The organism is Dyella japonica DSM 16301 (assembly GCF_001010355.1).
In the GTDB taxonomy this organism is placed as follows: domain Bacteria; phylum Pseudomonadota; class Gammaproteobacteria; order Xanthomonadales; family Rhodanobacteraceae; genus Dyella; species Dyella japonica.
The window spans coordinates 1-24,068 of sequence record NZ_JPLA01000056.1 but is presented as its reverse complement, the minus strand read 5'-3'; the positions used below and the strand labels follow the sequence as shown (position 1 = coordinate 24,068).

Below are 24,068 nucleotides of genomic sequence, written 5' to 3'. Positions count from 1 at the left end.
GAAGAGGACCCTCCCGACGTCCCCGCCTGGGAAGAACCCTGCCCCGTATGCCCCTGCCCCACCTGCGCCTGCCCCAACGACAAACCATGGTGCGCAAGCATCGAATCGAGCTGGCTCAACGTCTGCTGCACGGCATGCACCGCCTGCGGGTGTTGGGCGATGAAGGCCACGTCGACGTGGTCCTGCTTCACGCTCACCTTCACGTCGAGTTCGCCGAGGTCTTCGGGATGCAGACGGATGCGAGCTTCCTTCACATCCTGGCCGCCCAGCCAGGTGACCTGCTGGCTCAATTCCTGCCCGAACGATGGTGAGCCCACGCTCGATTGCATGGTGAGCGCATGCGGCGCAGGTGTGGTCGCCACGTTTGACGAGGTCTGAGGTTGCTGCGACATCGCCTGGGCGGTGAGGTTTTTCAGTGCGTCGAGCGAGTCATCGCTGTGATTGCCCTGGCTCGAGGAAGCCGTAAGGGCCTGCAAGGCGGTGCTGAATGCATCGCCCTTGGCGCTCGGCGCGGCATCCGTCGTCGACGCGGCCACCGCGTCGTCGACGTCGTCCACGTCCTGCGTCGCCATGGAAAGGCTCTTGTCCTTGATCCCACCCAAGGTCTTGTCGAAGTCGTCCGCGCTGCCTGCCTTCGCCTGACCCGCTGCCTGCGCCGCGCCGAGCAGTGCAACCGTGGCCGGCGTCACCGCGGATGCAGCGGTCGCCGTGACGGCGTCCGTCGCATCGTCGCCTTCGGCCGCCGCGGGCACCACGCTCGCCGCCGCCGAAGCCGGCACGCTTTGACCAAGCAGGGCAAGCATTGCGGCGGTGGCGGCGGGCGCTGTCGAAGCCGCCTGGTCGTCGTCCTTGTCGTCCTGTTTGCCCTTCGACGGAGATGTCGTCTGGGCCGACGAGGTGGACTTGGCCGACGCGTGCTTGCCGTGCGCGGGACGCGACGTATCCGTTTGCCGCGCCAGCTGCTGATGCGCACGCTGCAAGGGCTTGCTGAAATCCTTGTTCGGATCGTTGGACGAAGCGCTCGTCGCATCGCTGGCAGGCGCGTTCGTCGGCGGCGGCAGGTTCACCACCGCGGCAATGGACGAGGTCATACGATGATCTCCTGAAATGCGTTGATGGCGGTGCTCACGAGAGCCCCCGCGCCGGCCGTCGGTACTGGTTGCGTTCGTCGACTTCGGCCTGCTCGCGACGGTCTTCGCTCTTGCGTTCCTGTTCGCGGTAGCGGTCGATCACGCTGCCCAGCGCCTGCTCGCGCGCATGGGCTTCGCGCCACTGGTTGCGCGCGCCGTCGAGGAAGCGGCGCTGGCGCGCCACTTCGTTGATCTGTTGCGAGATGACCTGGTCGATGCGCTCGACGAACTGGCGGCGGTTGAGCAAGGCGCTCACGCTCACGCCGCTCTGTGTCTCGGCATATTCGGCGCGGTATTTCTGCAGTTCTTCCAGTTGCTGCTCGGCCTTGGCGAGCTTCTGCTGCTGCTCGGCCAGGCGCTGCATGGCCGCTTCCTGGCGATCGTGCGCCAGGTCGGCGGCCGGTTGCAGACGGTTTGCGCGGGATGTCACGGCGTGCCTCCGGCAGTCAGCATTTCAAGCGCGCCTATGGCGTCGTTGAGCGTGGTCGGCGCATCCACTTCCTGCTGCAGGAAGTCGCGCAGCCGCGGCCACATGGCGATGGCGTGATCCACCTGCGGGTCGGAACCCTTCTGATAGGCGCCCACGGTGATCAGGTCGCGCTGCTGGCGATACGCCGAATAGACCTGGCGAAAACGCTGCGCGGAACGCAGGTGCTCGCGCTTCACCACGGCGGGCATCACGCGACTGATCGATGCTTCGATATCGATGGCGGGATAGTGACCGGCTTCGGCCAGGTCGCGCGACAACACGATATGGCCGTCGAGAATCGCACGCGAGGCATCCGCAATCGGGTCGTGGCGATAGTCGTCACCTTCGGTGAGCACGGTGTAGAACGCGGTGATGGAACCGCGCCCTTCGGCATCATTGCCGGCACGTTCCACCAGGGCCGGCAGCATGGCGAACACCGACGGCGGATAACCTTTGGTGGCCGGCGGCTCGCCGATCGCCAGGGCGATCTCGCGCTGGGCCTGGGCATATCGCGTAATCGAATCCATCAGCAGCAGCACACGCTGGCCTCGATCGCGGAACCACTCGGCGATGGCGGTGGCGTACTGCGCGCCGCGCAGTCGCTTGAGCGGCGGCGCATCGGCCGGCGCGGCGACGATCACGGCACGGGCGCGCCCTTCGGCGCCCAGCGTATGTTCGACGAATTCCTTCACTTCGCGGCCGCGCTCGCCGATCAGCCCCACCACCACCACGTCGGCGTCGGTGTAGCGCGTCATCATGCCGAGCAATGTCGATTTACCGACGCCCGAACCGGCGAACAGGCCAAGACGCTGTCCGCGGCCCACGGTGAGCAGGGAGTTGATCGCGCGCACGCCGGTATCGAGCGGCGTATCAATGGGCTTGCGCGCCATCGGATTGATCGGTTCGTTCTTGAGCAGGGCGTGCTCGTCCACATCCAGCGGGCCCAGGCCATCGAGCGGCACGCCGTCGGCGCCGATCACACGGCCCAGCAAGGCCATGCCCACCGGCAGACCGCTGGTATGCGCGCAGGGACGCACGCGTGCGTTCGGCAGCACGCCGTGCATTTCAGTCACCGGCATCAGCAGCAGGCGTTCGTCGGCAAAGCCGACCACTTCGGTTTCCAGTTCGCTGCCATCGGCGGTGCTGACCAGGCAGCGCGCGCCCAGCGGCGCTTCGCATCCTTCCGCTTCAAGCGTGAGGCCGACCACGCGGCGCAGGCGCCCTTCCACGGTCAGCGTGCGCGCGCCGATCGCGCGTTGCCGACGACGGGCCAGTCGCTCCTGCCACAGGGCGGCGCGCGACAGGCTGGGCGCGTTCATCCACGCACCTCGTCGGCATCTTCATCGATGCCTTCGGCTTCGGCGCCAAGGACGGCATCCACCACCGCGGCAAGCCGAGTTTCAACACGGGCGTCCAGACGCGAGCGTTCACTCTCAAGCAGGCAGTCGCCGCGCTGCAGGCTGTTGTCGGGGAGCAGCTGCCAATGCGATTCGACCATGTCGAGCGAACGCAGCAAGGCGAGATCGTCCGGATGCAAACGCACGCGCAGGTTGCCACTGGCCGAAGGCAGCGCCAGCGCCGCCTGGCGCACGGCTTCCACCACCAGGTCGGGCGCGGTACGCAGTTCGTGCGCGATCACCTGGCGCGCCACCGTCATGGCAAGACGGGTCAGTTCCAGTTCCACCAGCTCGTCCATGCTGCGCAGGGGACGCGCCGCCGATTCCAGCAAGGCATCCAGTCGCTGCATGCGTTCCTGCAGGATCTGCTGCGCCTCGGCCATGCCTTGGGCATGGCCGGCCGCATAGCCTTCTTCGCGCGCCTGCTGCTCGATCGATTCCAGATCGCGCAAGGTGGGCTGCTGCGCGGGCTCCGGCGCCGGCTCGACCGCCACCGGCTCGCCCACTTCGGGCGGCAGCCAGCGTTCGAAGGGCAGCAGCTTGTCGCGGTTCATCACGGCGCTCATGCGACCAGCTCGTCACCGGTGCCGGAGAGATTGATCGCACCCGAATCGGCCAGCTTGCGCGCGATGCCGAGCACTTCCTTCTGCGCCGAATCCACTTCGCTCAGGCGAACCGGACCGGAGACTTCCAGGTCGTCGCGCAGCATGTCGGCCGCGCGCTTGGACATATTGGCGAAGATCTTCTCGCGCACGCCAGGCTCGGCGCCCTTGAGCGCCGTGACCAGGCGGGCCGTCGGCACTTCGCGCAGCAGCGTCTGCATGCTGCGGTCGTCGAGGTCGCCAAGGTCTTCGAACACGAACATCAGTTCCTCGATGCGACCACTCAGGCCCGAATCGTGGGTACGGATGGCCGCCATCAACTCGTTCTCGCGGCTGGTTTCCATCGCGTTGAGGATGTTGGCCGCGGCCTTGAGGCCGCCGACGCTGGCGGACTTGAGCTTCTTGGTGTTGCCGCCGGAAAACTGGCGCTCCATGATTTCGTCCAGCTCGTTCAAGGCGTGCGGCTGCACGCCATCGAGCGTGGCGATGCGCATCACCGCATCGGAGCGCACGCGCGGCGCCAGATAGCCGATCACTTCGGCAGCCTGATCCGGTTCCAGGTGCGCCAGCACCAGCGCGATGATCTGCGGATGCTCCTGGCCGATCATCTCGGCGATGGCGCGGCTTTCCATCCATTTGAGCGATTCCAGTCCCTTGCTGGAGCGGCCCAACAGGATGCGATCGATCAAGCCGCCCGCCTTATTCTCGCCCAGGGCGTTGACCAAGATCTTGCGGATGTATTCCTCGGTGCCCACGCCCAGCGAGGTATGCCGGCCCATGTCGTCGTTGAGGCGCGCAAGCACCATTTCCACCTGCTCGCGGGTGACATTGGTCAGGCTGGCCATGGCCGAACCCACCGCCTGCACGTCGCGCGCGCTCAGGTGTCTGAGCACTTCGGCGGCGTCCTGTTCGCCCAGGGTGAGCAGCAGGATGGCGGCACGCTGCGCGCCGCCGATTGGCGTTTCTGCTTTCATGATGCGTTCTGCCCGCTAACTTGATGCACCGTCGCCGGCGATGACATGCGATGTCGACGCTGGCCGTGCGGACGAAGTGCGAGGTTGCGATCAGCCGCCATCTTCGCCCACCCAGCTCTTGACCACCTGCGCCACCTGTTTGGGGTTTTCGCCGACCATGCGACGCGCCAGACCGATGCGCTGTTCGTACGCCAGCTGCGGCGGCACGCCGCCGAGTTTGAGCACGTCGTCGCCGTCGTCCTTGTCGTCCACGCGCACCGAAATGGTCGGCGTGTTCATCGGCGCGGCACCGGCCAGCGCGAGTTCGCGGCTGGTCGATGGCGCACGCGACAGGCCGCGCAACAGCGGCCGCAGCAAGCCGAAGGCGACCAGCAACGCCACCAGGATGCCGGCGGCCTGCTTGATCAGATCGAGCATGCCCGGGCGCTCCCAGAACGGCTGTGCCGGCGCGGCCACGTCGTTGCTCGGGTCCTGATGGAAGGCCTGGTTGATCACGCTGACGCTGTCGCCGCGTGCCTCGTTGTAGCCCACGGCGTTGCGCGCGAGCGTGGTGAGGTGTTCCAGTTCCTGCGGCGTGAACGGCACGCTCTTGCTGCCGCCCTTGTCGCCGGTCACCAGCTTGTTGTCGACCACCACGGCCACGGTGAGTCGCGCCAGGCGCCCCGCCGGATCGCTGACGTGGCTGATGGTGCGGTCCAGCTCGTAGTTGCGCGTGGCGCTGCTGGAGTTTGCGCTGGGGCCGCTGCTCTGCGCAGTCGCCGCCGTCTTGCCTGCGGCGGTCTTGCCTGCGGCAGGTTTCGCTGCGGTTGGCTGCGCCACGGTGTTCGGCGGCTGGTTGCTCAAGGCGCCCGGAATCGAGGCGTCGTTCGCTTCGCCGGTGTGCTGCTCGCTGTTGGTCTGCTCGCTGCGCAGCGCGGGATGGTCGTGATCGAACGTCTCGGTCGCCTTCTCGGTCTCGCTGAAGTCCAGATCCGCGTAGACCTGGGCGCGCACCTTGCCCGGGCCCACCAGCGGCGTCAGCAATTCTTCGATGCGTTGTGCGTAGGTGTTTTCGATGCGCGTGGCCAGGCGCAGACGCGTGTCGCCGATCGCGCTGGCGCTGCCCGCATCGGTGGTGGTGAGCAGTTGCCCCGCCTGATCGACTACCGAGACCTGCTTGGGATCGAGATTGGGCACGCTCGATGCCACCAGATGGACGATGGCGGCCACCTGGCTCGCATCGAGCTGGCGACCGGGATACAGCGTCACCAGCACCGAGGCGCTCGCTTCCTTGTTGTCGCGAATGAAGGCCGACGGCTTGGGCAGCGCCAGGTGGACGCGTGCGGCCCGTACCGATTGCAGACCTGCAATGGTGCTGCCCAGGTCGGTCTCCAGCATCTGCTGGTAGCGCGTGCGCTCGGCCAGATCGCTCATGCCGAACGGCGAATCGGCGCCAGGCGCCGCCGTCGTGGCAGCACTGCCCTGCGGCAGCCCCTGCGCGGCGAGCTTGAGGCGGATCGCTGCCAGATCCGACGCCGGCACCATGATGGAGTTGCCATCAGGGCCCAAGGTATAAGGCGTATTGGATGCCTGCAGCGCCTGCGTCACGGCCGCGGCGTCTTTTTGTTCCAGCCCCGCGTAAAGCAAGCCGTAGTTGGGGCCGCGCGACCACAGCACCACGGCAACGCCAAGGGCAACGGCCGCGGCGACGCCCACCAAGAGCAACAACTGTCGTGTTGCCGGCGTGCGCGCAAGCTGCTTGAGGTCCAGGCGAGAACCGGGTGCTTCGTCGGTGGTCGCGAGGGCGTTATCGGCCATGAAGACTGCTCTTTTTCTTCAGGGAGCCGGTCAGACCGGCATATTCATGATGTTGTTGTAAGCGTCGACCAGCTTGTTCCGCACCTGGGTCAACGTGTTCAACGACAGATCGGCCTTGTTGATGGCCACCATGGTGCGACCCAGATCGGCGCCCTCGTCGCCACGCTCGAAACTTGCCGCCTGCATGCCGGCGTCGGTCTGCGCATCGGCCACCGACGAGATGGATTTCTTCAGCAGGCTGGCGAAATCGGTCTGCCCTGGAGCCGCCGCGGTGAACGACTGCTCCGCCGGTTTGGTCTGCAGGGAGAGCTGGCGCATCTGCGACAGCAGGTTGTTGACGTCGATCTGACTCATGACGGAATTCCAACGCGTAAAGAGTTATCGAGGGTGTTACTGCACGACGTGTGCCATGGAGCGAGAAGTGAGGGGGGAGGAGTGAGGAGTGAGAGAAAGCGTGACGTAGTTCCGCTTTTGAGGAGTGAGTGAAGCGGAGTGCATCGTGCGAGAAGGGCAACGCGTGCCCGTCTCTCACTTCTCACTCCTCTCAACTCACTCCTGCCCTTACGCCTGCAAACTCGGCTGCAGCCCGTACTTGCGCAGCTTTTCCACCAGGGTCGTGCGCTGCATGCGCAGCAGCTTCGCCGCGTGGGCCACCACGCCGCCGGTCACGTCAAGCGCTTGACGGATCAGGCCCACCTCGATGTCGGCAAGGTGATCCTTAAGATCCAGGCCGCCCTCGGGCAGCATCACCAGCGAATCGTTTGCCACCATGGCCATCGGCTCGGGCAGCACGGTCGAGTGACCGGTCATCAGCGACAGCAGCGCGGCGCCGCGCACTTCTTCCACGATCTGCTGGCCGCGATATTTCTCCGGCAGGTCGCTGACGCGCACTTCGCTGTGCGGATAGAGAATGGAAAGACGCTCGACCAGGTTGTAGAGCTCACGCACGTTGCCCGGCCAGGCATAGTTATGCAGCGCATGCATGGCGCCGGCGCTGAAGCGCACGCTACCCAGGCCGCGGCGCGACAGGCGCTGGTTGAATTCGGCCACCAGCTCGGACAGGTCGTCCAGATGTTCGCGCAGCGCAGGCATTTCCAGCGGGAACACGCTCAGGCGGTAATAGAGGTCTTCGCGGAACTGCCCATCGGCAATGGCCACTTCGAGATTGCGATGCGTCGCCGCGATGATGCGCACGTCGCAACGTTGGGTGCGATTGCTGCCCACGCGCTCGAACACGCGCTCCTGCAGCACGCGCAGCAGCTTCACCTGCATCGGCAGGCTCATGTCGCCGATTTCGTCCAGGAACAGCGTGCCGCCCTCGGCCAGCTCGAAGCGGCCCTTGCGGGTGCTGATGGCGCCGGTGAACGCGCCCTTCTCATGGCCGAACAATTCGCTTTCGAGCAACTCGGCGGGGATCGCGCCGCAGTTGATGGCCACGAACGGCTTGTCGCGACGCGAGGAACACTCGTGGATGCTGCGCGCGACCATTTCCTTGCCGGTGCCCGATTCGCCCAGCACCAGCACGCTGGAATCGAACGGCGCCACCTGGCGAACTAATGCATTAACACGGGCCATCGGACCTGAGCTGCCTACCAGCTTCAGCTCCTGGCGGCGTGGGGCCTGGGCCTGCGGGCCGCGCAAGGTCTGCGAGAGCTGGTCGTAGCGCAGCGGGAATTCGATGATGCCAACACGGCTGTTGTCGGACGCGGCGTCATTGCCAAGGCGCGGCAGCCATTCGGAATCGGCGGCCATCAACACCATCGCCTGATTGGAAGCGGTGCCCAGCCTGGCGAACTGGCGCTCGGCTTCGGCTTCGTCGCAAACATTGCCCACATACACGGCACGCCATGCGTGCGTCGCTTCGTCCACCATTTCGCACTCTTCGCCGCGCTGCGGGCGATAGCCGAGAAATTCCAGTGCCGAAACGACCGACTCCGCCCTGCGGTGATCGGATTCGATCACCAGTACGTCGAACTTGCCCATGTGATGTTCTCGTGCGTGCTGCTTCATTGGTGTCCCCTTGGATTGCACCTGCTCGCTGACGGCAATCCGTCGCCGTCTGCGAGTAGGAATGAGCAAGAAGAAGGCCAGCCAGTCACGTTTTTTCGACGCGACGTGAGAGCTCACGCCTGCCGGTGAGCGTCACCTGATGTAAACGTTGCCAAGAAACTACGCAGCGGTACGCCACAGACCACTGAAATCGCTAAAAAAAATCCCGAGGCGAAATGCTCGGGATGGTGACCCTGTGCGACACCCTTTCGAGATGTGCGTCAAAGAACGTTCGTGTCGGGTTTCCGTAGCGTGATAGCGATCACATTACGATTGTGAACCGGGTCCACGCGTTACGTCGTGGTCGCTCGACGCTCTGCCACTTTACGTCGGTGATGGCGGAACACGAGTCGCTCAATCGCGTCACATGTCGCCTCATCCATGGATTCGAAGGCTACAAAAACGTGATCTGCATCACGCTCTTGCACGACATGGGCGGTAAGTTCCAACGGCAGGGCCAGGCATCCGTCGAAGTGCAGACGCACCAGGCCGTGCTCATGCGCGACCGGCCACAGGGACTTGGGCAAAAGCGCACCCATCGCGTTGAAACTGACCCGCACGCGCGGCGGCAGCTGGGCATCGCGCTGCAGCAGCTGGTCCAGCATGGCCATCAGCACGTTGAGCTTGCTGTCCAGGCGCTGCATGTCCTGGCCCAGCTGGCTTTCTTCATCCAACGCTTCGCTGCGGCGCTCGTTGAACACCGCCAGCGTGCCAAGCACGCTGAGATTGCGATCGCGCATCGCGGTGCGCTGCAGATCGCCCAGCGGCTCGGTCAAGGCCACACAGCTCACGTGAAGGCCGTCGTCGTAGGCCACCCGCTCGGAAAACTGCTGCCAGGATGCGTCTTGCATGAGTCCCTCGTTGCGCTGGGGCCGGTGAACGTCGCGGCCGTGCGGGATTATGCGCGCATCCGGCCAGGCGGCAGCGGGCTTATTCGACGCCAGCGCGCAGGTAGGCGCTGAGTGCGCGATGGCGGTGTTGATGCTGGCCCAGGTCGTCGTCCAGGCGATCGCGCTGCTGGCGGGCCAGTTCGCGCACTTCTTCGGTGTGGGCCAGCAAGGTCTTGAGTACGGGCAGCGACTGCGATTCGGTCATCGGCAAGCGGGCGATCTCATCGCTGCGCTCACTCTCCAGCGTGGCCACGGCGTTCCAGTCGCCCTCACGGGCAGCCGCCAGCATGCGCTCGCTGAGCTGCAGCACCACCGTGTGCGTGGCGTTGTCCATGCTCATGCCGCCGCGCTGGGCTGGTTGCCCTGCTTTGCCAGGAAATCATGGCGGATCTGGCGCCAGGCATCGCGCACCGGCGTAAGCAGATCCACCACTTCGTCAATCGCGCGCTCGTCATTGTTGAGCTGCGCGTGCAGCAGGCGACGCCCCACATAGTCGTAAAGCGCATCGAGCCGTCCCGCCAGCGCGCCGCCCTGCGCATGATCGAGGCTGCCGCGCAGCTCGCTGACGATGGCGTGGGCGCGGCTGAAGTGCATGCCCTTGGCCGGCACGTCGCCACGACGGATCGCGCCACGCGCCTGGTTGATGCGGTCGATCACGCCGTCGAACAGCATAGTGGTGAGCTGGTGACGGTCCGCGCCTTCGACGCTGCCGCGCGCGCTGGTTTCCTGGTAGAGCGCACTGGCGTTGCGCATATAGCCGTAGGTCATGGTCGATCCCCGGGGGTCAGTTCTTGGAGCTGGAGTCGGTCAGCTGCGCAAGCGCCGTGGTGAGATAGGTGCTGGTGTTGTTGAGCGAGGACATCAGCGTATCGAGCGCGGTGTACTGCTGCTGCAACTGCGTCTGGTACGTGGCCATGCGCTTGTCCAACGCGGTCTGCTGCGTGCCCAGCTGAGTCAACGTATCGTTGAGGCTGTTCATGCGCGTGCTGATGATGCCGCCGCTTTGCGTGTACGAGTTGATCGCGGTGTTGAGCGTCGTACCGTAACCGTTGGTGCCGGTGAACAGATCCTTCACCGCCGACGGATTGCTCTGGAAGGCCGCGGCGAGCTTGTCTTTATCCAGGCTCATGGTGCCGTCGGCATTGCGCGTGATGCCGACATTGGCCAGCGTGCCGATGCCGTTGCCCTTGACCGAATTGCTCAACACGGAGGCGATCTGGCGCTGCACCGAGGTGAGCGTGTTGTCGCCCAGCAGCACGCCGGGAGGGTTGGCGCCGGTGGTGTCGAAGCTCGACAGCGACGTTACGGTAGACGCATAGCTGTTGTACGCGTCGACCAGGCCCTGGATCGCGTTGGTGGCGGCGGTGTTGTCCTGCGCCACGGTCAGCGTGTTGGTGCCGGTGCCGGTGAGGTTGAGCGTCACACCGTCCATCATGCCGCTGACGGCATTGGTGGGACTGGTGACGGCGATGCCGTCCAGCGTGAGCTTGGCGTCCTGCGCCTCGTTGCTGCCCGGGGTGTTGAGCGTATTGGCGAGACTGGTCAGTCCGCTGCTGCTGGTGGCGTTCGCGCTGACGGTGAAGCCGTTGGCCACGCCCGTCTTGGTCGAGCTCAGCATCAGCTGCTGGCCATTCGTGCCGTTGACGATGGTGGCCGTCACACCCGGATTGGATGAGGAATTATTGATCGCGGTGGCAATGGTCGACAGTGAATCGGTAGCCGACACCGCCAGGTTCATGGTGGTCGAACCCACCGTGATGTTCAACGTACCGGCGCCTACCGCGGTACCCGACGTCACCGGGCTGCTGGCACGCTTCTGCGCCGTCGCCAGCTGGCTGACCGCGATGGTGTAAGTGCCCGGATGGGCGCTCGACATCGTCGTCGCCGTGCCGATGCTGCTACTGCTGCCCTGCGCGGTCAGCGTCGCGTTGTAGCTGCTGAACGTGCTGGCCGAGTTGAGCGTCGCCAGCGCGGTCTGGATGCCGCCCAGCGCCGAATTCAACGACGACAGGCCATTGAGCAGGCTGTTTGTCTGCGTGGTGCGCGTGGTGATCTGCTGCTGCGAGGCCGCCTTGCGCGCATTTACCAGCGCCGTGACGATCGAATTGACGTCCAGGCCCGAACCGATGCCCGCCGCGCTGAGCGTGCCGCTGCCGGACGAAGAGCTGCCGGAGGAAGATGAGCTGCTGGAGCCACTGGTGGCCGACGTGAGCGAATTGAGCAGCGAGCTGAGGCTGCTACCGCTGGTGCTGCTAGTCGTGGTCATCGCACTACCTTGTCCGTTTCCCGAAGTGGTTCCGCCGTGGCGGAAGTGTTCGAGCCCCCGGCAAAACCCTCACGCATGAAGGCTTTGCCGGAAGCTCCCGAAACACCGGGCGGGCTGCGCGAGGCAACCCGCCTGGTGGTAGATCCGGCCGCGGTGGATGCGACTCGGGAGGAGTCGCATCCGGGCCTGCGTCCGTTACTGCAACAGCTTGAGAACCTGCTGCGGGTTGGAGTTGGCCTGGGCCAGCACCGAGATACCCGCCTGCTGAAGCACCTGCGCCTTGCTGAGGTTGGCCGTCTCGGCCGCGAAATCCGCGTCCTGGATGGTCGACTGCGAAGCCTGCAGGTTGGTGGTCTGAGCAGCCACCGTGGAGATGGTCGACTGGAAGCGGTTCTGCACCGCACCCAGCTGGGCAGCGAAATCGCTGACCGTCTTCAGGGCGACGTCGACGCGGGAGATCAGGTCGTTGGCCGAATCCACCGTGCCCACGCTGCCCGAAGCCAGCGAGCCACCGGTGGCAGCCGAGGTACCCTGGGTGTAGGTCGCACCGGCGTTCACGTCCGTGGCGGACGTGCCGACGATCTGACCCTTGGTGTCGCCAACCGTCAGCGCACCGGCGGAGTAGAAGTTGATACCGTTGCCGGCACCGTTCACTGCCGCGCTGACGCCCGTGATACCGGCCGCGTTGATGGCGTCGGACACGTCCTGCAGGCTCTTGGCGCTGCTCAGGTCGATGGCCGTGCCGTTGATGGTCAAGCCTTCCTTGGACAGGTCGCCCGTGGCGGCCACGACTCCCGTGGAGGCACCGGTGCCGGCTGCGGCGGTCGAAGCCGGCAGGCCGAGCGTGGTGGCAGCTGCGCCGGTGAAGGTCAGGGCGGCGGCGCCGCTGTTGTTGATCTTCAGTTCGCCGGTGGTGCTGTCGACCGTTGCCACCGAGCTGCCGGCCGCCGTGTTGATGGCGGAAGCCAGGTCGCTGGCGCTGTGGTAGGTGCCAGCAGCAACCGCCACGTTGGTGGTGCCGCCGTCGACGGAGACGTTCAGCGCGCCAGCGGCGAGCGTGTAGCCCTTGAACGCGCTGCTGATGTCGCCCGAGGCCACTTCAGCCACCTGGCCCATGGCGCTGGACTTCACGCTGGTGCCCAGGCTCACCGAGATGGTCTGGCCGACGTCGGCACCGATCTGGAAGCTCTTTGTCTTCATCGAGCCGTCCAGCACGTTCGAACCGTTGAACGTGGTCTGGTTCGCGATACGGGTGATTTCAGCTAGGCGCTGCTGAACTTCCTGGTCGATCGAGGCGCGGTCCGAATCGGTGTAGGTACCGTTGGCCGACTGCACCGCGAGGTCGCGGATCGCCTGCAGGTTGGCGGTGACCTGGTCCAGCGCGGAGCCGGCGGTCTGCGCCAGGTTGATGGCGTCCGAGGCGTTGGCGCTGGCCTGGCCGAGGCCGCCGATCTGCGTGGTGTAGCGCTGCGAGATGGCGAAGCCGGCGGCGTTGTCGGCGGCGCTGTTGATCTTCAGGCCCGAGGACAGACGCTGGGTGGCGGTGGACAGCGCGCTCTGCGACTTGGTCAGGTTGTTCTGCGCGTTCAGCGACGAGATGTTGGTATTGATAACGAGAGACATGAATTTCTCCTACGTAACCGGTGACCGGTTGAATTGGCTGTATTCGTGCCGGCGATCAGGTTCCGCGTGGGATGCCATCCGCCTCAGTGAACTTTTCGGCCCGTCTTGCGATTACTTGAGCCGTGTTCGATGCCAATTCGTGATGGAGCGCACTGGATCGGGCCTTGCCCGCCTTCCTGCCATCCCATCAACCACTCAACGTTGCGTAGCCCTCCTCTCGTTCTTGCGATGTTTGCCTTGCGCGCAGCTTGCTGCGATTACTTCAGATAATTGAACAGGCTCATCGACTTCACCTGCGCAAACATCTGCTGCGATGCCTGCAGCGCGGTCTGCTGCAGCGACAGATTGCTGATCGCGGTATACGCATCGGCGCCCTGCACATCCGACAGTGCGCTCTGGTAGGTGACGTTGAGATCCTGATAGGCGCCCTGCTGCTGTTGCAGTGTGTCCAGGCGTCCACCGATGGAGACCTGCACCGAGCTGATCGCCGACTGCGTCTGGTCGATCGACTCGATCTGGCGGCTCATCACATTGGTGAGCTGCGTATCGGTGGTGCTGCCGCTCTGCAGCGCATTGATCATGTTGGTGAGCGTGCTGAAGATGTCCTGCTGGCCACCGGAGGTCACCGACACGGTATCGCCGGCGGCAGGCGTGCCGCTCATTGCCATGGTCATGCCGTTGAAGCTGATCGAGCCGCCATCGGTGTAGGTGCCCGTGACCGGATTGCCGCTGCTGTCGAGCACGGCGTTGCCGTTCGCATCGGTCGCCGACCACGCGCCGCCGGCGCCGAAGGTGATGGTGTAGCCGCCACCGCTGCTGGAGGCGGCGCTGTTCCACGCGTTGAGATCGGTGACGCTGTTGCTGCCCACCACCAGCGTGCCGGTATTGGCGCTGCCCGCACTGGCCTCGAAGGTGCCATTGCCCATGGGAATATTCATGAACAAGCCCGAGCCCGGATCGCTGCTGGCCACCTGCAGGCCCGCGCCCACCGACGAACGCTGCTGCGCATCGTTGCCGCCGTAAGTCACCACGCCATTGGCGTCCGACTGGAACGGCGTCTTGGTGGTGCTGGTGCCGGCAAACAGTGCGTTACCGTTGCTGTCGGTGGTGTTGGCCAGTTGCAGGAGCTGGTCGCGCATCTGGCTGAGCTGGCTGGCGATGCTGTTGCGATCGCTCGCCGACAAGGTGCCGTTGACCGCCTGCAAGGCGAGCGTGCGCGCATTGTCGAGCACGCTGTTGACCGAGCCGAGCGTGCTCGCCTCGGTGTTCAGTCGCGTGTTGGCCGTATCGATGGAGTTCGAATACTGCGCGTTCGCCGCGATCACGTGATTGAGGCTCACCACCTGCCCGGCGCCGGCCGGATCGTCGGACGCCACGTTGATGCGATTGCCGGTGTCGACCTGGTTCTGGGTTGCCGCCAGGGCGCTCTGCTGGCTGAGCATGGTGCTGAGCGACTGCTGATACATCCAGCTCGTGGAAAGGCGCATGGACGGTTATCCCTGGATCGCGGTGAGCAAGCTGCTGAAGATGGTTTGCGCGGTGGAAATTACCTGCGCGGAGGCCTGGTAGGCCTGCTGGTACTTGACCATGTTGGACGCCTCTTCATCGAGGTTCACGCCCGACACGCTTTGCTGCGCGGACATGGCCTGGTTGAACAGGCTGGTCTGGGTGGTGAAGTTGCTCGCTGCCTGGCTGCCCACCGTACCGATGTTGGTGGTGAGCGTGCCGTACGCATCGATCACCGACTGCGTGCCGCCGGCCAGTACGCCCTTGTCCGCCAGGCCAGCCAGCGCGAGCGCGTTGCTGGTGTCGTTGAGGCCGTTGCTGTTGATGCCGATGCTGAAGCTGTCGCTGGCCGCCGGCGTGCCGGACGGAGTCACGCTCCAGCCATTGGCGCTGATGGTCTGCCCCGGCGCATAGCTACCACTGGCGAGCACGTTGCCCGAGCCGTCGGTCACCTGATAGCTGCCGGACGTCGGAAAACTGACGGTGGCGCCGCTGAGCAGGGCCGCATTGGTGGGATCGGTCACCGTCACCGAGCCGATCGCGCCGTTGCCGGTATTGGCCTTGGCCGCCGTCGCATTCAACGCGGCTGCGGCGGCGATGCCGTTGGGATCGGTCATGGTGAGCGCGAGGCCGGTGGATGCCTGGCGCGTCGGCTGCAGCTGGAAGGTGTCACCCGCCTGCGCCGTGCCGGACAGCGTCAACGTCATGCCATCGGCGGAATACGTGCCATCGGGATTGGCCGTCATCGGCACGTTCTGGCCGGCGGTGGTCGCCATGCTCCAGTTGCTGCCGTCGTAGCTGAGCACATAGTCCGAGCCGGTGAGCTGCGACACGTCGCTGATGCTCGCCGACACGCTGGCCGTGCCCTTGTTGAGGTTGCTCGGCAGCACGGCCGGCGAGGGCACGCTGAACATCGGGCCGCCCTGCTTGCCGTATTGATCCAGACCCTTGGACTGCTGCGTATTGACGCTGGTGGACAGCGCCACGGCCGCCTCGCCGAGCTGGTTCTGCACGCTGTCGAGCACGTTGCCGCGGTAATCGAGCAGCGCGCCCAGCGAGCCGCCGCTCAACTTGCTGCTGACCACGGTACCGGTGCTGTCGAGCACTTCGGTGCGCGAGGCGTCGTACTGATTGCTGCCGGTCTTGAGCGCAAACGACTTGTCGCCGGTGACCAGCGCCGCGCCGCTCGAGGTATACACGCTGACGGTGCCGTCGCTCTGCGTATAGGCAGACACGCCCAGATAACCCGACAGCGTCTGCACCAGGTTGTCGCGCTGGTCCAGCAGATCATTGGGCACATTGTTGCCCGCCGCGTGAATCTGCGCGTTCACGCTGGCGATATTGGCCGACACGTTGTTGATGCTGTCGACCGTGGTGGAAATCTGCTTGTTCACCTGGCTCTGCTGCGCCGCCAGCTGCTGGCCCAGCGTATTGAATACGGTGACCGCCTGACTGGCGCTACCCAGCAACGACTGGCGGCTCGAGGCCACACCCGGCGTATTGGCCACCGTGCTGAAGGCGCCGTAGAAACTGTCCAGCGCACTCTGCAGGTTGCCGCTGGCCGAAAGCGAGCTGTTGAGCGTCGTGGCCAGGCTGTTGTACGTGGTCGCGCGCTGCAGGCTGGAATTGGACGTCCACAACGCGGTGGTAAGGAAATCGCTGTAAGCGCGCTGCACCGCCTGCACATTGACGCCGCTGCCGATGGTGTAGTTGCCACCGGCCTGCGAAATGGCCTCGGTCTGCAGCACCGTCTGACGGCTATAGCCGGTCGTGTTGACGTTGCTGATGTTGTTGCCGACGGTGGTCAAGGCCACCTGTGCGGCGTTCAGCCCTGAGGTACCAATGCTGAGAAGGTTAGACATATGTCATTCCGGGGCAATCACTGGGAGGGGTTCGGCGCGACGCCGACTTTCTTGAGGACGCCTTGCCCAATGGCGTCGAGTGCGTCACGCATCTGGGGACTATTGGCGATCGCCACGATTTTTTGCGCATACGACGGATCGGTGGCATAGCCGCCGTTGACCAGTCCGCGCGCGAAGCCCACCACGTCTTCGCCATGGTTGAGCGCCTTGGCGTAGCGCGGGTTCTCGGCGATCAGCTGGGCGTAGTCGTCGAACGACTGACCCGGGTTGTCGTAGGACCGGAACTGCGCGCGCCGATGCACCGCCACGCCGTCCTCGAATTCCAGGGTGGGCACGCTGACCTTTTCGCCGCCCCAGCTCTGCCCGGCCTTCATGCCGAACAGGTTGTTGCTGGTGTTGCCGTTGGAATGCGCGGGCATGTGCTGGCCCCACTGCGTTTCCAGCGCGGCCTGCGCCAGCACCGCGCGTACCGACACGCCGAGCTTCTCCGCAGCCTTTTGTGCATACGGCGCCAGCTGGCGCACGAAATCTTCCGCATCGGCCGGCATCAGTTTGAGCACCTTCTCGCCCACCTGCCGGGCCGAGCCCGCGATGTCGCTCAGGCGCTTCTGCCAGCTGTCGTCCAGGCCTGCCGCACCGGCGGTCTTGCTGCCGCTGACGTCGCCGGCCGTGCCATCCGTCTTGCCACCTAGTGCGCCGCCCAGCTGACGCACCAGCATCTGCGCGATGCCGATGCCATTGCCGCCCTGCGACAGCTGCACCGACAGCTGCTGATCGAACATGTCGCGCCACTGGTTGCCGGCATCGCTGTCGAACAAGCCATCGCCACTGCTGGCGTCACGCATCGACTTCAGCATCATCTGCGTAAAGATCGACTCGAACTGCTTGGCCACCGCTGGCAGCGCCGCCTTGGCGTCGCTCTGCGCACTCTGGCGCAACGCGGCGAACCCGGACAGATCGGTCCAGGTATTGAGACTGCTGGCAGCGTCGCCCGAAATCGCCATCAGATCACCACCAGCTCCGCATGCAGTGCACCGGCCTGCTTGAGCGCCTGCAGGATGGAAATCAGATCGCTCGGCGAGGCGCCCACCTGGTTCACCGCACGCACGATGGTGTCCAGATTGGTGCCCGGGCCGAACTTGAACATATGGCCGCCGTCTTCGCTGACCTGCACGTCGCTTTGCGGTACCACCACCGTCTGCCCACCCTTGCTGAAGGGCGCCGGCTGCGATACCTGCGGATTTTCCGAAATGGTTACCTGAATCGAGCCGTGCGCCACCGCGGCCGGCGTCACGCGCACTTCCTGCCCGATCACCACGGTGCCGGTGCGTGAGTTGACCACCACGCGCGCCGGCGCATCGCCCGGCGTGACTTCAATACCCTGGATCGCGCCCAGCCATGCCACGCGCTGGGCCGGATCGAGCGGGCCGCGCACGCTCACCGAGCCGCCATCGAGCGCACTCGCGGTGCCGGCGCCGTAGGTGCGATTCACCGCCTCGGCCACGCGCGTCGCGGTGGTGAAGTCGGCGGTGTTGAGATTGAGCACCAGGTCGCCGCCGTTGGAAAACGCCGAAGCCACCGCGCGCTCCACCGTCGCGCCATTGGGCACGCGACCGCTGGCGGAAATATTCACCTGCACGCTGGAACCGCTCTTGCCCTGCGCGCTGATGCCACCCACCACCACGCTGCCCTGCGCCATCGCATAGACATTGCCGTCGGCACCGCGCAGCGGCGTCATCAACAATTCACCGCCACGTATGCTCTTGGCATTGCCGATCGACGCCACCGTGACATCGATCACCTGCCCCGGCTTGGCGAACGGCGGCAGCTGCGCGGTGACCGTCACCGCCGCTGCATTCTTCAGCTGCGGGCGCACATTGGCCGGCACCGTGATGCCGAACTGCACCAGCATGTTTTCCAGACTCTGCGTAGTGAACGGCGCCTGCGTGGTCTGGTCGCCGCTGCCGTCCAGACCCACCACCAGGCCGTAACCGATCAACTGGTTGCTGCGCACGCCGGCGACCTGGGTGAGGTCGCGGATCTTGTCGGCGTGCAGGGGTTGATTCACCGAGAAGCAGGCGCACAGCACGATCGCCGTGCTGCTCAGTGCCGAGGCCACGCGTTCGCGGACACGAACGAGCGAGCTGCGCGAGAACAAGCGCTGGATGTTCATCAGTACGGCATCCACTTGGAGCTGAAGAAGCGCGACAGCCAGCCCTGCGTGTTCGCATCGGCCAGCGAACCCTTGCCGGTATAGGCGATCTGCGCCGCCGCCACGCGCGTGGACGGCACGCTGTTGTCCTGCAGGATGTCCTGCGGACGCACGATGCCGGAGATGCGGATCAGCTCCTGGCCCTGGTTGATGGTGAGCATCTTCTCGCCGCGCACCAGCAGGTTGCCGTTGGAAAGGCGCTGCGCCACGGTCACGGTGATTGAACCGGTGAGCTGGTTGCTCTGGGTACTGTCGCCGCTGCCGTCGAAACTGCGATTGCCATTGGTGGTGGTGTTGGCCACCTTGCCGCCGATGCTCAAGCCCTGGCCGAGGATGGTCGGCGCATCGATGCTGGCAGTGTCTTTCTTGCTGGTGCTGGTGCTGGCCTTCTTCGACGCCTGCGTGCTCTCCACCAGCGAGATGGTGAGGATGTCGCCCACCCGATGCGCGCGCGCATCGTTGAACAGCTCCATGCCCTGCTCGGCGTGATAGATCGAACCATCGGTCGGCGGCGCCGCGGTCTGTTCCGCCGGCATGGTGGCCGCCCACTGGTGGTCGTCGCGCGGCTGCGGCATGACGCAGCCGGCGAGCATGGCGACGGCCACCACGACACTGAGTCGATTGAGGAAGCGGAAGGACAGCATGGCAGTTCTCACATCTTGTCGGTCAGGTCTTGCAGCATCTGGTCGGTGCTGCTGATCGCCTTGGAATTCATTTCGTAGGTGCGCTGGGTTTCAATCATGTTGACCATCTCGGCCACCACGTTGACGTTGGACGATTCGAGCGAACCCTGCAGCAGCGAGCCCATGCCGTTGAGCGCAGGCTGGCCAGTCTGCGGCGCGCCGCTGGAAGCGGTTTCCACATAGAGGTTCTGGCCCAGCGGCTGCAGGCCGGCGGGGTTGATGAAGTCGGCCAGCTGCAGCGTACCCAGCGTCTGCGGCGTCGCGGACGAGGTGGTGGTGGCCGAGACGGTGCCGTCGGTGCCGATGGTGATGTTCTGCACGCCCGGCGGCATGGTGATGGCCGGCTCCAGCGGATAGCCGTCGGCGGTCACCAGCTGGCCGTTGGGATCGGTATGCAGTGCGCCGTCGCGCGTATATGCCACGCTGCCATCGGGCATGCTCACCTGCAGGAAGCCACGACCCTGGATGGCCACATCCATCGAGCCGCCGGTCTGGGTCAGGTTGCCTTCGGTGAACAGCTTTTCGTTGCCCACCACTTTCACGCCGGTGCCCAGCATCAGGCCCGACGGATTGAGCGTCTGTTCGGTGGTCTGCGAACCGGGCTGGCCCTTGTTCTGATACATCAGGTCCTGGAACGCCGCACGCGAACTCTTGAACGCGGTGGTGTTGGCGTTGGCCAGGTTGTTGGAGATCACGTCCATGCGCGTCTGCTGCGCGTCCAGGCCGGTCTTGGCAATCCACAGGGAAGAAAACATCGGTTACTCCGTGTAAGTCAGGCTTAGTTGGACTGCAGCAGCTTGAGGCTGGAATCGGCGTTGTCCTCGGAGGTCTTGATGGACTTCACCTGCATGTCGTACTGGCGCGAAAGCGCGATCATCTTCACCAGCTCCGCCGATGCATTGACGTTGCTGCCTTCGAGCTCGCCCGAGGCGATGGTGATGTTTTCGTCGGCGGCCGCCGTGCTGCCGTCGCTCATATGCATCAGGCCGTCGCCGGCCTGCGTCATCTGCGCGACATCGGGATTGACCAGCTTGATGCGGTCGATCTGCGACACCGAATTGGGCCCCTGCCCCTGCGGCACCGTGGAAATGGTGCCGTCAGAACCCACGCTGATATCGGTGGCCGGCGGAATGGTGATGGGCCCGGAACTGCCCATCACCGGATTGCCGCGCGAATCGGTCAACCCACCATCAGCGGTGAGCTGGAGATCGCCCGCACGCGTATAGCCTTCCGAACCGTCCGGCGCCTGCACCGCGATGAAACCGGGACCGCGCACCGAGATATCCAGCGAACGCCCGGTGTTGACCGGCGAACCCTGCGCGCTGCTCTGGCCAATGCCATGCGTCACCGCGTTGATGCGCGCCGGCGTGCCATCGCCAAGCACCGGCACGCTCTGGAACGCGGAAAGCTGGCTCTTGAAGCCGACCGTGGACGCGTTAGCCAGGTTGTGGCTCACCGCGTCCTGGGCGCGCATGATCTGCGTCGCCCCGGTCATCGCTACGTAGACGGAACGGTCCATGGCGGTCTATTAACGTGAGACGGCGTTGAACAGCGACGAGGCCAGCGTGTTGTCGGTCGACAGCACCTGCGCGTTGGCCTGGTAGTTGCGCTGCGCCTGGATCATGTCGACCAGCTGCGCGGTGGTGTCGGCCGTGTTGGAACTCTCCAGTTCGCCGGATTCGATGGTGCCGAACTCGCCGGAGTTCGCCGTACCCATCGTGGCCGGGCCCGAATCGGTGCTCGCCACCCAGGTGGTATTGCCCAGCTGACGCAGGCCCTGCACGTTGGCGAAGTTGGCGATCGCCACCTGGCCGATCTGCGTGCTCTGGTTGTTCGAATAGGTCGCGGTGATCACGCCCTTTTCGTCGATGTCCAGGCCCGACAACGTGCCCGCCTCGAAGCCGTTCTGGATGATCGGCGCGGCCGAGTAGTCGGTGCCGAACTGGGTGATGTTGGTCACGTTGAGCGACAGCGTGAGCGGCGAGGAACCATTGCCCAGATTGACCGGATTGAAGGCCAAGGTGCCGGTGGTCGGCGTGGTGAGCTTGCCGGTGCTGTCGAAGGTCATCGGCTGTGTGCCGGCGCTCTGGCCGTCCACGTAAAGATTGGCGTTCCAGGTATTGGTGCCGGTCTTCACGTAATAGATCGTGGCCTGGTGCGAGCCGCCCTGCGAGTCGTACACCGTGACCGGCGCGGCATTGTTGTAGCTGGTCGAATCGGTGGTGCTGAACGGATTGGTCGGCACGGTGGCGCTCGCCGGCAGGTTCGACGACAAGGTGATCGACGAGGTGGCCGTGGCGCTGCTCTGCGCGGTCTGCCAGCTGAAATCGGACAGCGTGCTCATGTCGAAGCCGCCGGCGCCGTTGGGCGGGTAGATCTGCAGGCGCGAACCGTCCGGCGAGGTGATGAAGCCGTTGGAGTTCTTGATGAAATCGCCGGCGCGCGTGTACTGCACGCCGCTGCCGTTGTTCACCGCGAAGAAGCCGTTGCCGTTGATGGCCAGGTCCAGGCTGTTGCCGGTGGTCTGCAGGTCGCCCTGGTTGAACTGCTGTGCCACGTCCTGCAGCGTGACGCCGCTGCCCACCGCGGTGGAATTGAGGTTGAGGCCGGTCACCGCGAAGATGTCCGCAAACTCCGCACGCGAACCCTTGAAGCCGGTGGTGTTGGCGTTGGCGATGTTGTTGGCGATGACGTTGAGATCGGACTGGGCAGCGTTGATGCCGCTGAGCGCCGTGTTGAGTGCCATGTTCTATTCCTCGTGTGAGTGAACGCGCGTCGCGTCAGAGAATCTGTGCCACCTGGCTGAGCGGCACGCCGCCCACGCCCGATACCTGCAAGTACGTGCCCAGCGTGCTGCCGCCGTAACCCACGCCCGTCACCGTGCCGGACACATAGGTGTCCAGCGAGGTGCTGGCGCTGCCCGAGCCACTGCTTGCCTGCAGCGTGTAAGTGCCCTTGGCTACGGTATTGCCGCTGTCGTCCTTGCCGTCCCAGCTGAACTGCGCCAGGCCCGCGCTTTGTGCGCCGAGCGCAATCGTGCGTATCACGTTGCCGCTGCCATCGAGCACCTGCACCGTCGGGCTGCTTGCGGCGGTGACGTTGATGGCGCCCTTGACCGCGTCAGTGCCGTCAAACGTGGCCGAAGTGGCCGGCACCAGCACATCGCGATTCACCAGGTTCGCCGAACTGAGCACCTGCGAGGTCTGCATGTTCGAGGTCACCGTGCTGCTCATCGTCTGCAGGTCGGTATCGAGCTGCTGCGTGGCCGACAACTGGCTGAACTGCGCCATCTGCGAGACGAACTGCGAGTTGTCGACCGGGTTGGTCGGGTCCTGCGCCTGCAGCTGGGCCGTCATCAACTTGAGGAAATCAGCCTGCGTCATCGTGCTCGACAGTGCCGAGTTCACGTTCGACGTGCTGCTCGAGTTGTTCGTGCTGCTGGTATTGCTGGTGCTGCTGGGTATCGTGGACATGGGGTTTCCTGCCGGCTTACTTGCCGAGGTCGAGTGTCTTGAGCATCAGCTGCTTGGTGGTGTTCATCGCCTCGACGTTGTTCTGGTACGAGCGCGAGGCCGTGATCATGTTCACCAGCTCATCGATGGGATTGACGTTGCTGCCATAGACGTAGCCCGTGTCATCCGCCATCGGGTTGCCCGGCTCGTAGCGCGCCTGCACATCGGCCTGGCTCTCGGTCACGCCCTTCACCTGCACGCCCACGGCACTGTCCGCATCGGTGGTCTTGGCACCGCCGATCGCGCGCTGCACCGCGGAAAACAACGGCTCCTTCGCCCGATATGCGCCTTCGGGCGTGCTCGACACGCTGTCGGCATTGGCGAGGTTGGACGCCACCGTGTTGAGCCGCAGCGACTGCGCCGCCATGCCCGAACCGGAGACATCGAAGATCTTGAATAAGGACATCAGCTCTGGCCTCCGGTGATGGCCGTGCGCAGCATGTGGATCTGCGCCGTGATAAAGGACAGGCTCGCCTGGTAATGCACGCCGTTGGCGGCGAAATTCGCCTGCTCGACCTGCGTGTCCACCGTGTTGCCGTCCATCGACGGTTGCGTGGGCGTGCGATACGCAAGTTGCTGCGCCGACTGCGCCTGCGGGTTGATCTGCCCCGGCTGGGTGATGGTCATCGCCAGCGTGTTGCCGTTGCCGCTCGCACTGGCCAGCGCCTTCTTGAAGTCGACATCACGCGCGAGATATCCCGGCGTATCCGCATTGGCCAGATTGCTCGCCAACACCTCACTGCGCCGCTGCCACGTATCGAGCGCCTGCGTGTGCAATCCGAACAGGTTGTCGTTGATCGAACTCATCACTCACTCCTGCGGCGGGGGCCGCGGGACGGTTTGAGCAAGTTGCGTGCCACGGTTCAGGAGACGACTGGGAGGCCGCACCGTTGCTGGGTTTGCGTGGATTTGACGCTGGACCTGGGAGTGGGTTTTCGGGTGGGAGTCGGAAATTCGACGCGGGTGATAGCGGCTTCCTGACGCCTGGGTTGGGAGGCCTTCTACAGTTGGCCTTCGAACGCCTCAGCCCCGCCGTCTTGTCTGTGGGAGCGCACCCTGTGCGCGACAGCCACGCTTGGGTGTATCGCTCCGTAGG

At 64.9% G+C, this 24,068-nt stretch carries 24 protein-coding genes; all 24 read right to left on the bottom strand.

Annotated features, from left to right (window positions below; translation table 11 throughout):
• Positions 1-1,091 (bottom strand): flagellar hook-length control protein FliK (locus Y882_RS17220; protein ID WP_046973187.1); only part of this gene is annotated, 1,091 nt, incomplete at its 3' end.
• A 34-nt stretch (positions 1,092-1,125) separates the two neighbouring features.
• A complete protein-coding gene (fliJ, locus tag Y882_RS17215; protein WP_046973186.1) occupies positions 1,126-1,560 on the bottom strand; it encodes a flagellar export protein FliJ in 435 nt (144 codons plus the stop codon).
• Positions 1,557-2,918 (bottom strand): flagellar protein export ATPase FliI, encoded by a 1,362-nt coding sequence (fliI, locus tag Y882_RS17210; protein ID WP_046973185.1) that lies wholly within the window; start codon positions 2,916-2,918, stop codon positions 1,557-1,559. Before fliI ends, fliJ begins: the two co-directional genes overlap by 4 nt.
• Positions 2,915-3,562 (bottom strand): flagellar assembly protein FliH, encoded by a 648-nt coding sequence (locus Y882_RS17205; protein ID WP_046973184.1) that lies wholly within the window; start codon positions 3,560-3,562, stop codon positions 2,915-2,917. Before Y882_RS17205 ends, fliI begins: the two co-directional genes overlap by 4 nt.
• Positions 3,559-4,554, bottom strand: coding sequence for a flagellar motor switch protein FliG (fliG, locus tag Y882_RS17200; protein WP_211259207.1), 996 nt, complete (start codon positions 4,552-4,554; stop codon positions 3,559-3,561). Before fliG ends, Y882_RS17205 begins: the two co-directional genes overlap by 4 nt.
• A gap of 108 nt (positions 4,555-4,662) precedes the next feature.
• Positions 4,663-6,369, bottom strand: a complete 1,707-nt coding sequence (gene fliF / locus Y882_RS17195; protein ID WP_046973182.1) for a flagellar basal-body MS-ring/collar protein FliF — start codon at positions 6,367-6,369, stop codon at positions 4,663-4,665.
• A gap of 30 nt (positions 6,370-6,399) precedes the next feature.
• Positions 6,400-6,723, bottom strand: coding sequence for a flagellar hook-basal body complex protein FliE (gene fliE, locus Y882_RS17190; RefSeq protein ID WP_046973181.1), 324 nt, complete (start codon positions 6,721-6,723; stop codon positions 6,400-6,402).
• Between the two features lie 207 nt (positions 6,724-6,930).
• Positions 6,931-8,352, bottom strand: a complete 1,422-nt coding sequence (locus Y882_RS17185) for a sigma-54 dependent transcriptional regulator (protein ID WP_046973180.1) — start codon at positions 8,350-8,352, stop codon at positions 6,931-6,933.
• Between the two features lie 359 nt (positions 8,353-8,711).
• Entirely contained in the window at positions 8,712-9,269 is a 558-nt protein-coding gene (locus Y882_RS17180) for a PilZ domain-containing protein (RefSeq protein ID WP_046973179.1), read from the bottom strand.
• Positions 9,270-9,348: 79 nt separating this feature from the next.
• On the bottom strand, positions 9,349-9,648 hold the full coding sequence (locus tag Y882_RS17175) for a flagellar protein FliT (RefSeq protein ID WP_082121172.1): 300 nt from the start codon (positions 9,646-9,648) through the stop codon (positions 9,349-9,351).
• The gene (fliS, locus tag Y882_RS17170; protein ID WP_046973177.1) at positions 9,645-10,076 is read right to left on the bottom strand and encodes a flagellar export chaperone FliS; all 432 of its coding nucleotides are present in this window, start codon (positions 10,074-10,076) and stop codon (positions 9,645-9,647) included. The genes Y882_RS17175 and fliS overlap by 4 nt, the downstream gene beginning before the upstream one ends.
• Before the next feature lie 16 nt (positions 10,077-10,092).
• Positions 10,093-11,574 carry a flagellar filament capping protein FliD gene (gene fliD / locus Y882_RS17165; RefSeq protein ID WP_052950119.1) on the bottom strand — a complete coding sequence of 494 codons (1,482 nt, stop codon included), beginning with the start codon at positions 11,572-11,574 and terminating at the stop codon, positions 10,093-10,095.
• Between the two features lie 195 nt (positions 11,575-11,769).
• Complete coding sequence (locus Y882_RS20895; protein WP_046973176.1) at positions 11,770-13,197, bottom strand: flagellin N-terminal helical domain-containing protein; 1,428 nt, start codon at positions 13,195-13,197, stop codon at positions 11,770-11,772.
• Between the two features lie 257 nt (positions 13,198-13,454).
• Positions 13,455-14,684 carry a flagellar hook-associated protein FlgL gene (gene flgL, locus Y882_RS17155; RefSeq protein ID WP_046973175.1) on the bottom strand — a complete coding sequence of 410 codons (1,230 nt, stop codon included), beginning with the start codon at positions 14,682-14,684 and terminating at the stop codon, positions 13,455-13,457.
• Positions 14,685-14,690: 6 nt separating this feature from the next.
• The gene (gene flgK / locus Y882_RS17150; protein ID WP_046973174.1) at positions 14,691-16,565 is read right to left on the bottom strand and encodes a flagellar hook-associated protein FlgK; all 1,875 of its coding nucleotides are present in this window, start codon (positions 16,563-16,565) and stop codon (positions 14,691-14,693) included.
• 17 nt (positions 16,566-16,582) lie between these two features.
• Positions 16,583-17,569 carry a flagellar assembly peptidoglycan hydrolase FlgJ gene (gene flgJ, locus Y882_RS17145; RefSeq protein WP_046973173.1) on the bottom strand — a complete coding sequence of 329 codons (987 nt, stop codon included), beginning with the start codon at positions 17,567-17,569 and terminating at the stop codon, positions 16,583-16,585.
• On the bottom strand, positions 17,569-18,738 hold the full coding sequence (locus Y882_RS17140; RefSeq protein WP_082121171.1) for a flagellar basal body P-ring protein FlgI: 1,170 nt from the start codon (positions 18,736-18,738) through the stop codon (positions 17,569-17,571). The genes flgJ and Y882_RS17140 overlap by 1 nt, the downstream gene beginning before the upstream one ends.
• On the bottom strand, positions 18,738-19,421 hold the full coding sequence (gene flgH, locus Y882_RS17135) for a flagellar basal body L-ring protein FlgH (protein WP_046973172.1): 684 nt from the start codon (positions 19,419-19,421) through the stop codon (positions 18,738-18,740). The genes Y882_RS17140 and flgH overlap by 1 nt, the downstream gene beginning before the upstream one ends.
• Before the next feature lie 8 nt (positions 19,422-19,429).
• Positions 19,430-20,215 (bottom strand): flagellar basal-body rod protein FlgG, encoded by a 786-nt coding sequence (gene flgG / locus Y882_RS17130; RefSeq protein WP_046973171.1) that lies wholly within the window; start codon positions 20,213-20,215, stop codon positions 19,430-19,432.
• Positions 20,216-20,238: 23 nt separating this feature from the next.
• Positions 20,239-20,979, bottom strand: a complete 741-nt coding sequence (flgF, locus tag Y882_RS17125; protein WP_082121170.1) for a flagellar basal-body rod protein FlgF — start codon at positions 20,977-20,979, stop codon at positions 20,239-20,241.
• Between the two features lie 9 nt (positions 20,980-20,988).
• A complete protein-coding gene (flgE, locus tag Y882_RS17120) occupies positions 20,989-22,206 on the bottom strand; it encodes a flagellar hook protein FlgE (RefSeq protein ID WP_046973169.1) in 1,218 nt (405 codons plus the stop codon).
• A gap of 34 nt (positions 22,207-22,240) precedes the next feature.
• A complete protein-coding gene (locus tag Y882_RS17115) occupies positions 22,241-22,933 on the bottom strand; it encodes a flagellar hook assembly protein FlgD (RefSeq protein WP_052950117.1) in 693 nt (230 codons plus the stop codon).
• Positions 22,934-22,949: 16 nt separating this feature from the next.
• Positions 22,950-23,378, bottom strand: a complete 429-nt coding sequence (gene flgC, locus Y882_RS17110; protein WP_046973168.1) for a flagellar basal body rod protein FlgC — start codon at positions 23,376-23,378, stop codon at positions 22,950-22,952.
• Positions 23,378-23,779 carry a flagellar basal body rod protein FlgB gene (flgB, locus tag Y882_RS17105; RefSeq protein WP_046973167.1) on the bottom strand — a complete coding sequence of 134 codons (402 nt, stop codon included), beginning with the start codon at positions 23,777-23,779 and terminating at the stop codon, positions 23,378-23,380. The genes flgC and flgB overlap by 1 nt, the downstream gene beginning before the upstream one ends.
• Positions 23,780-24,068 lie beyond the last annotated feature (289 nt).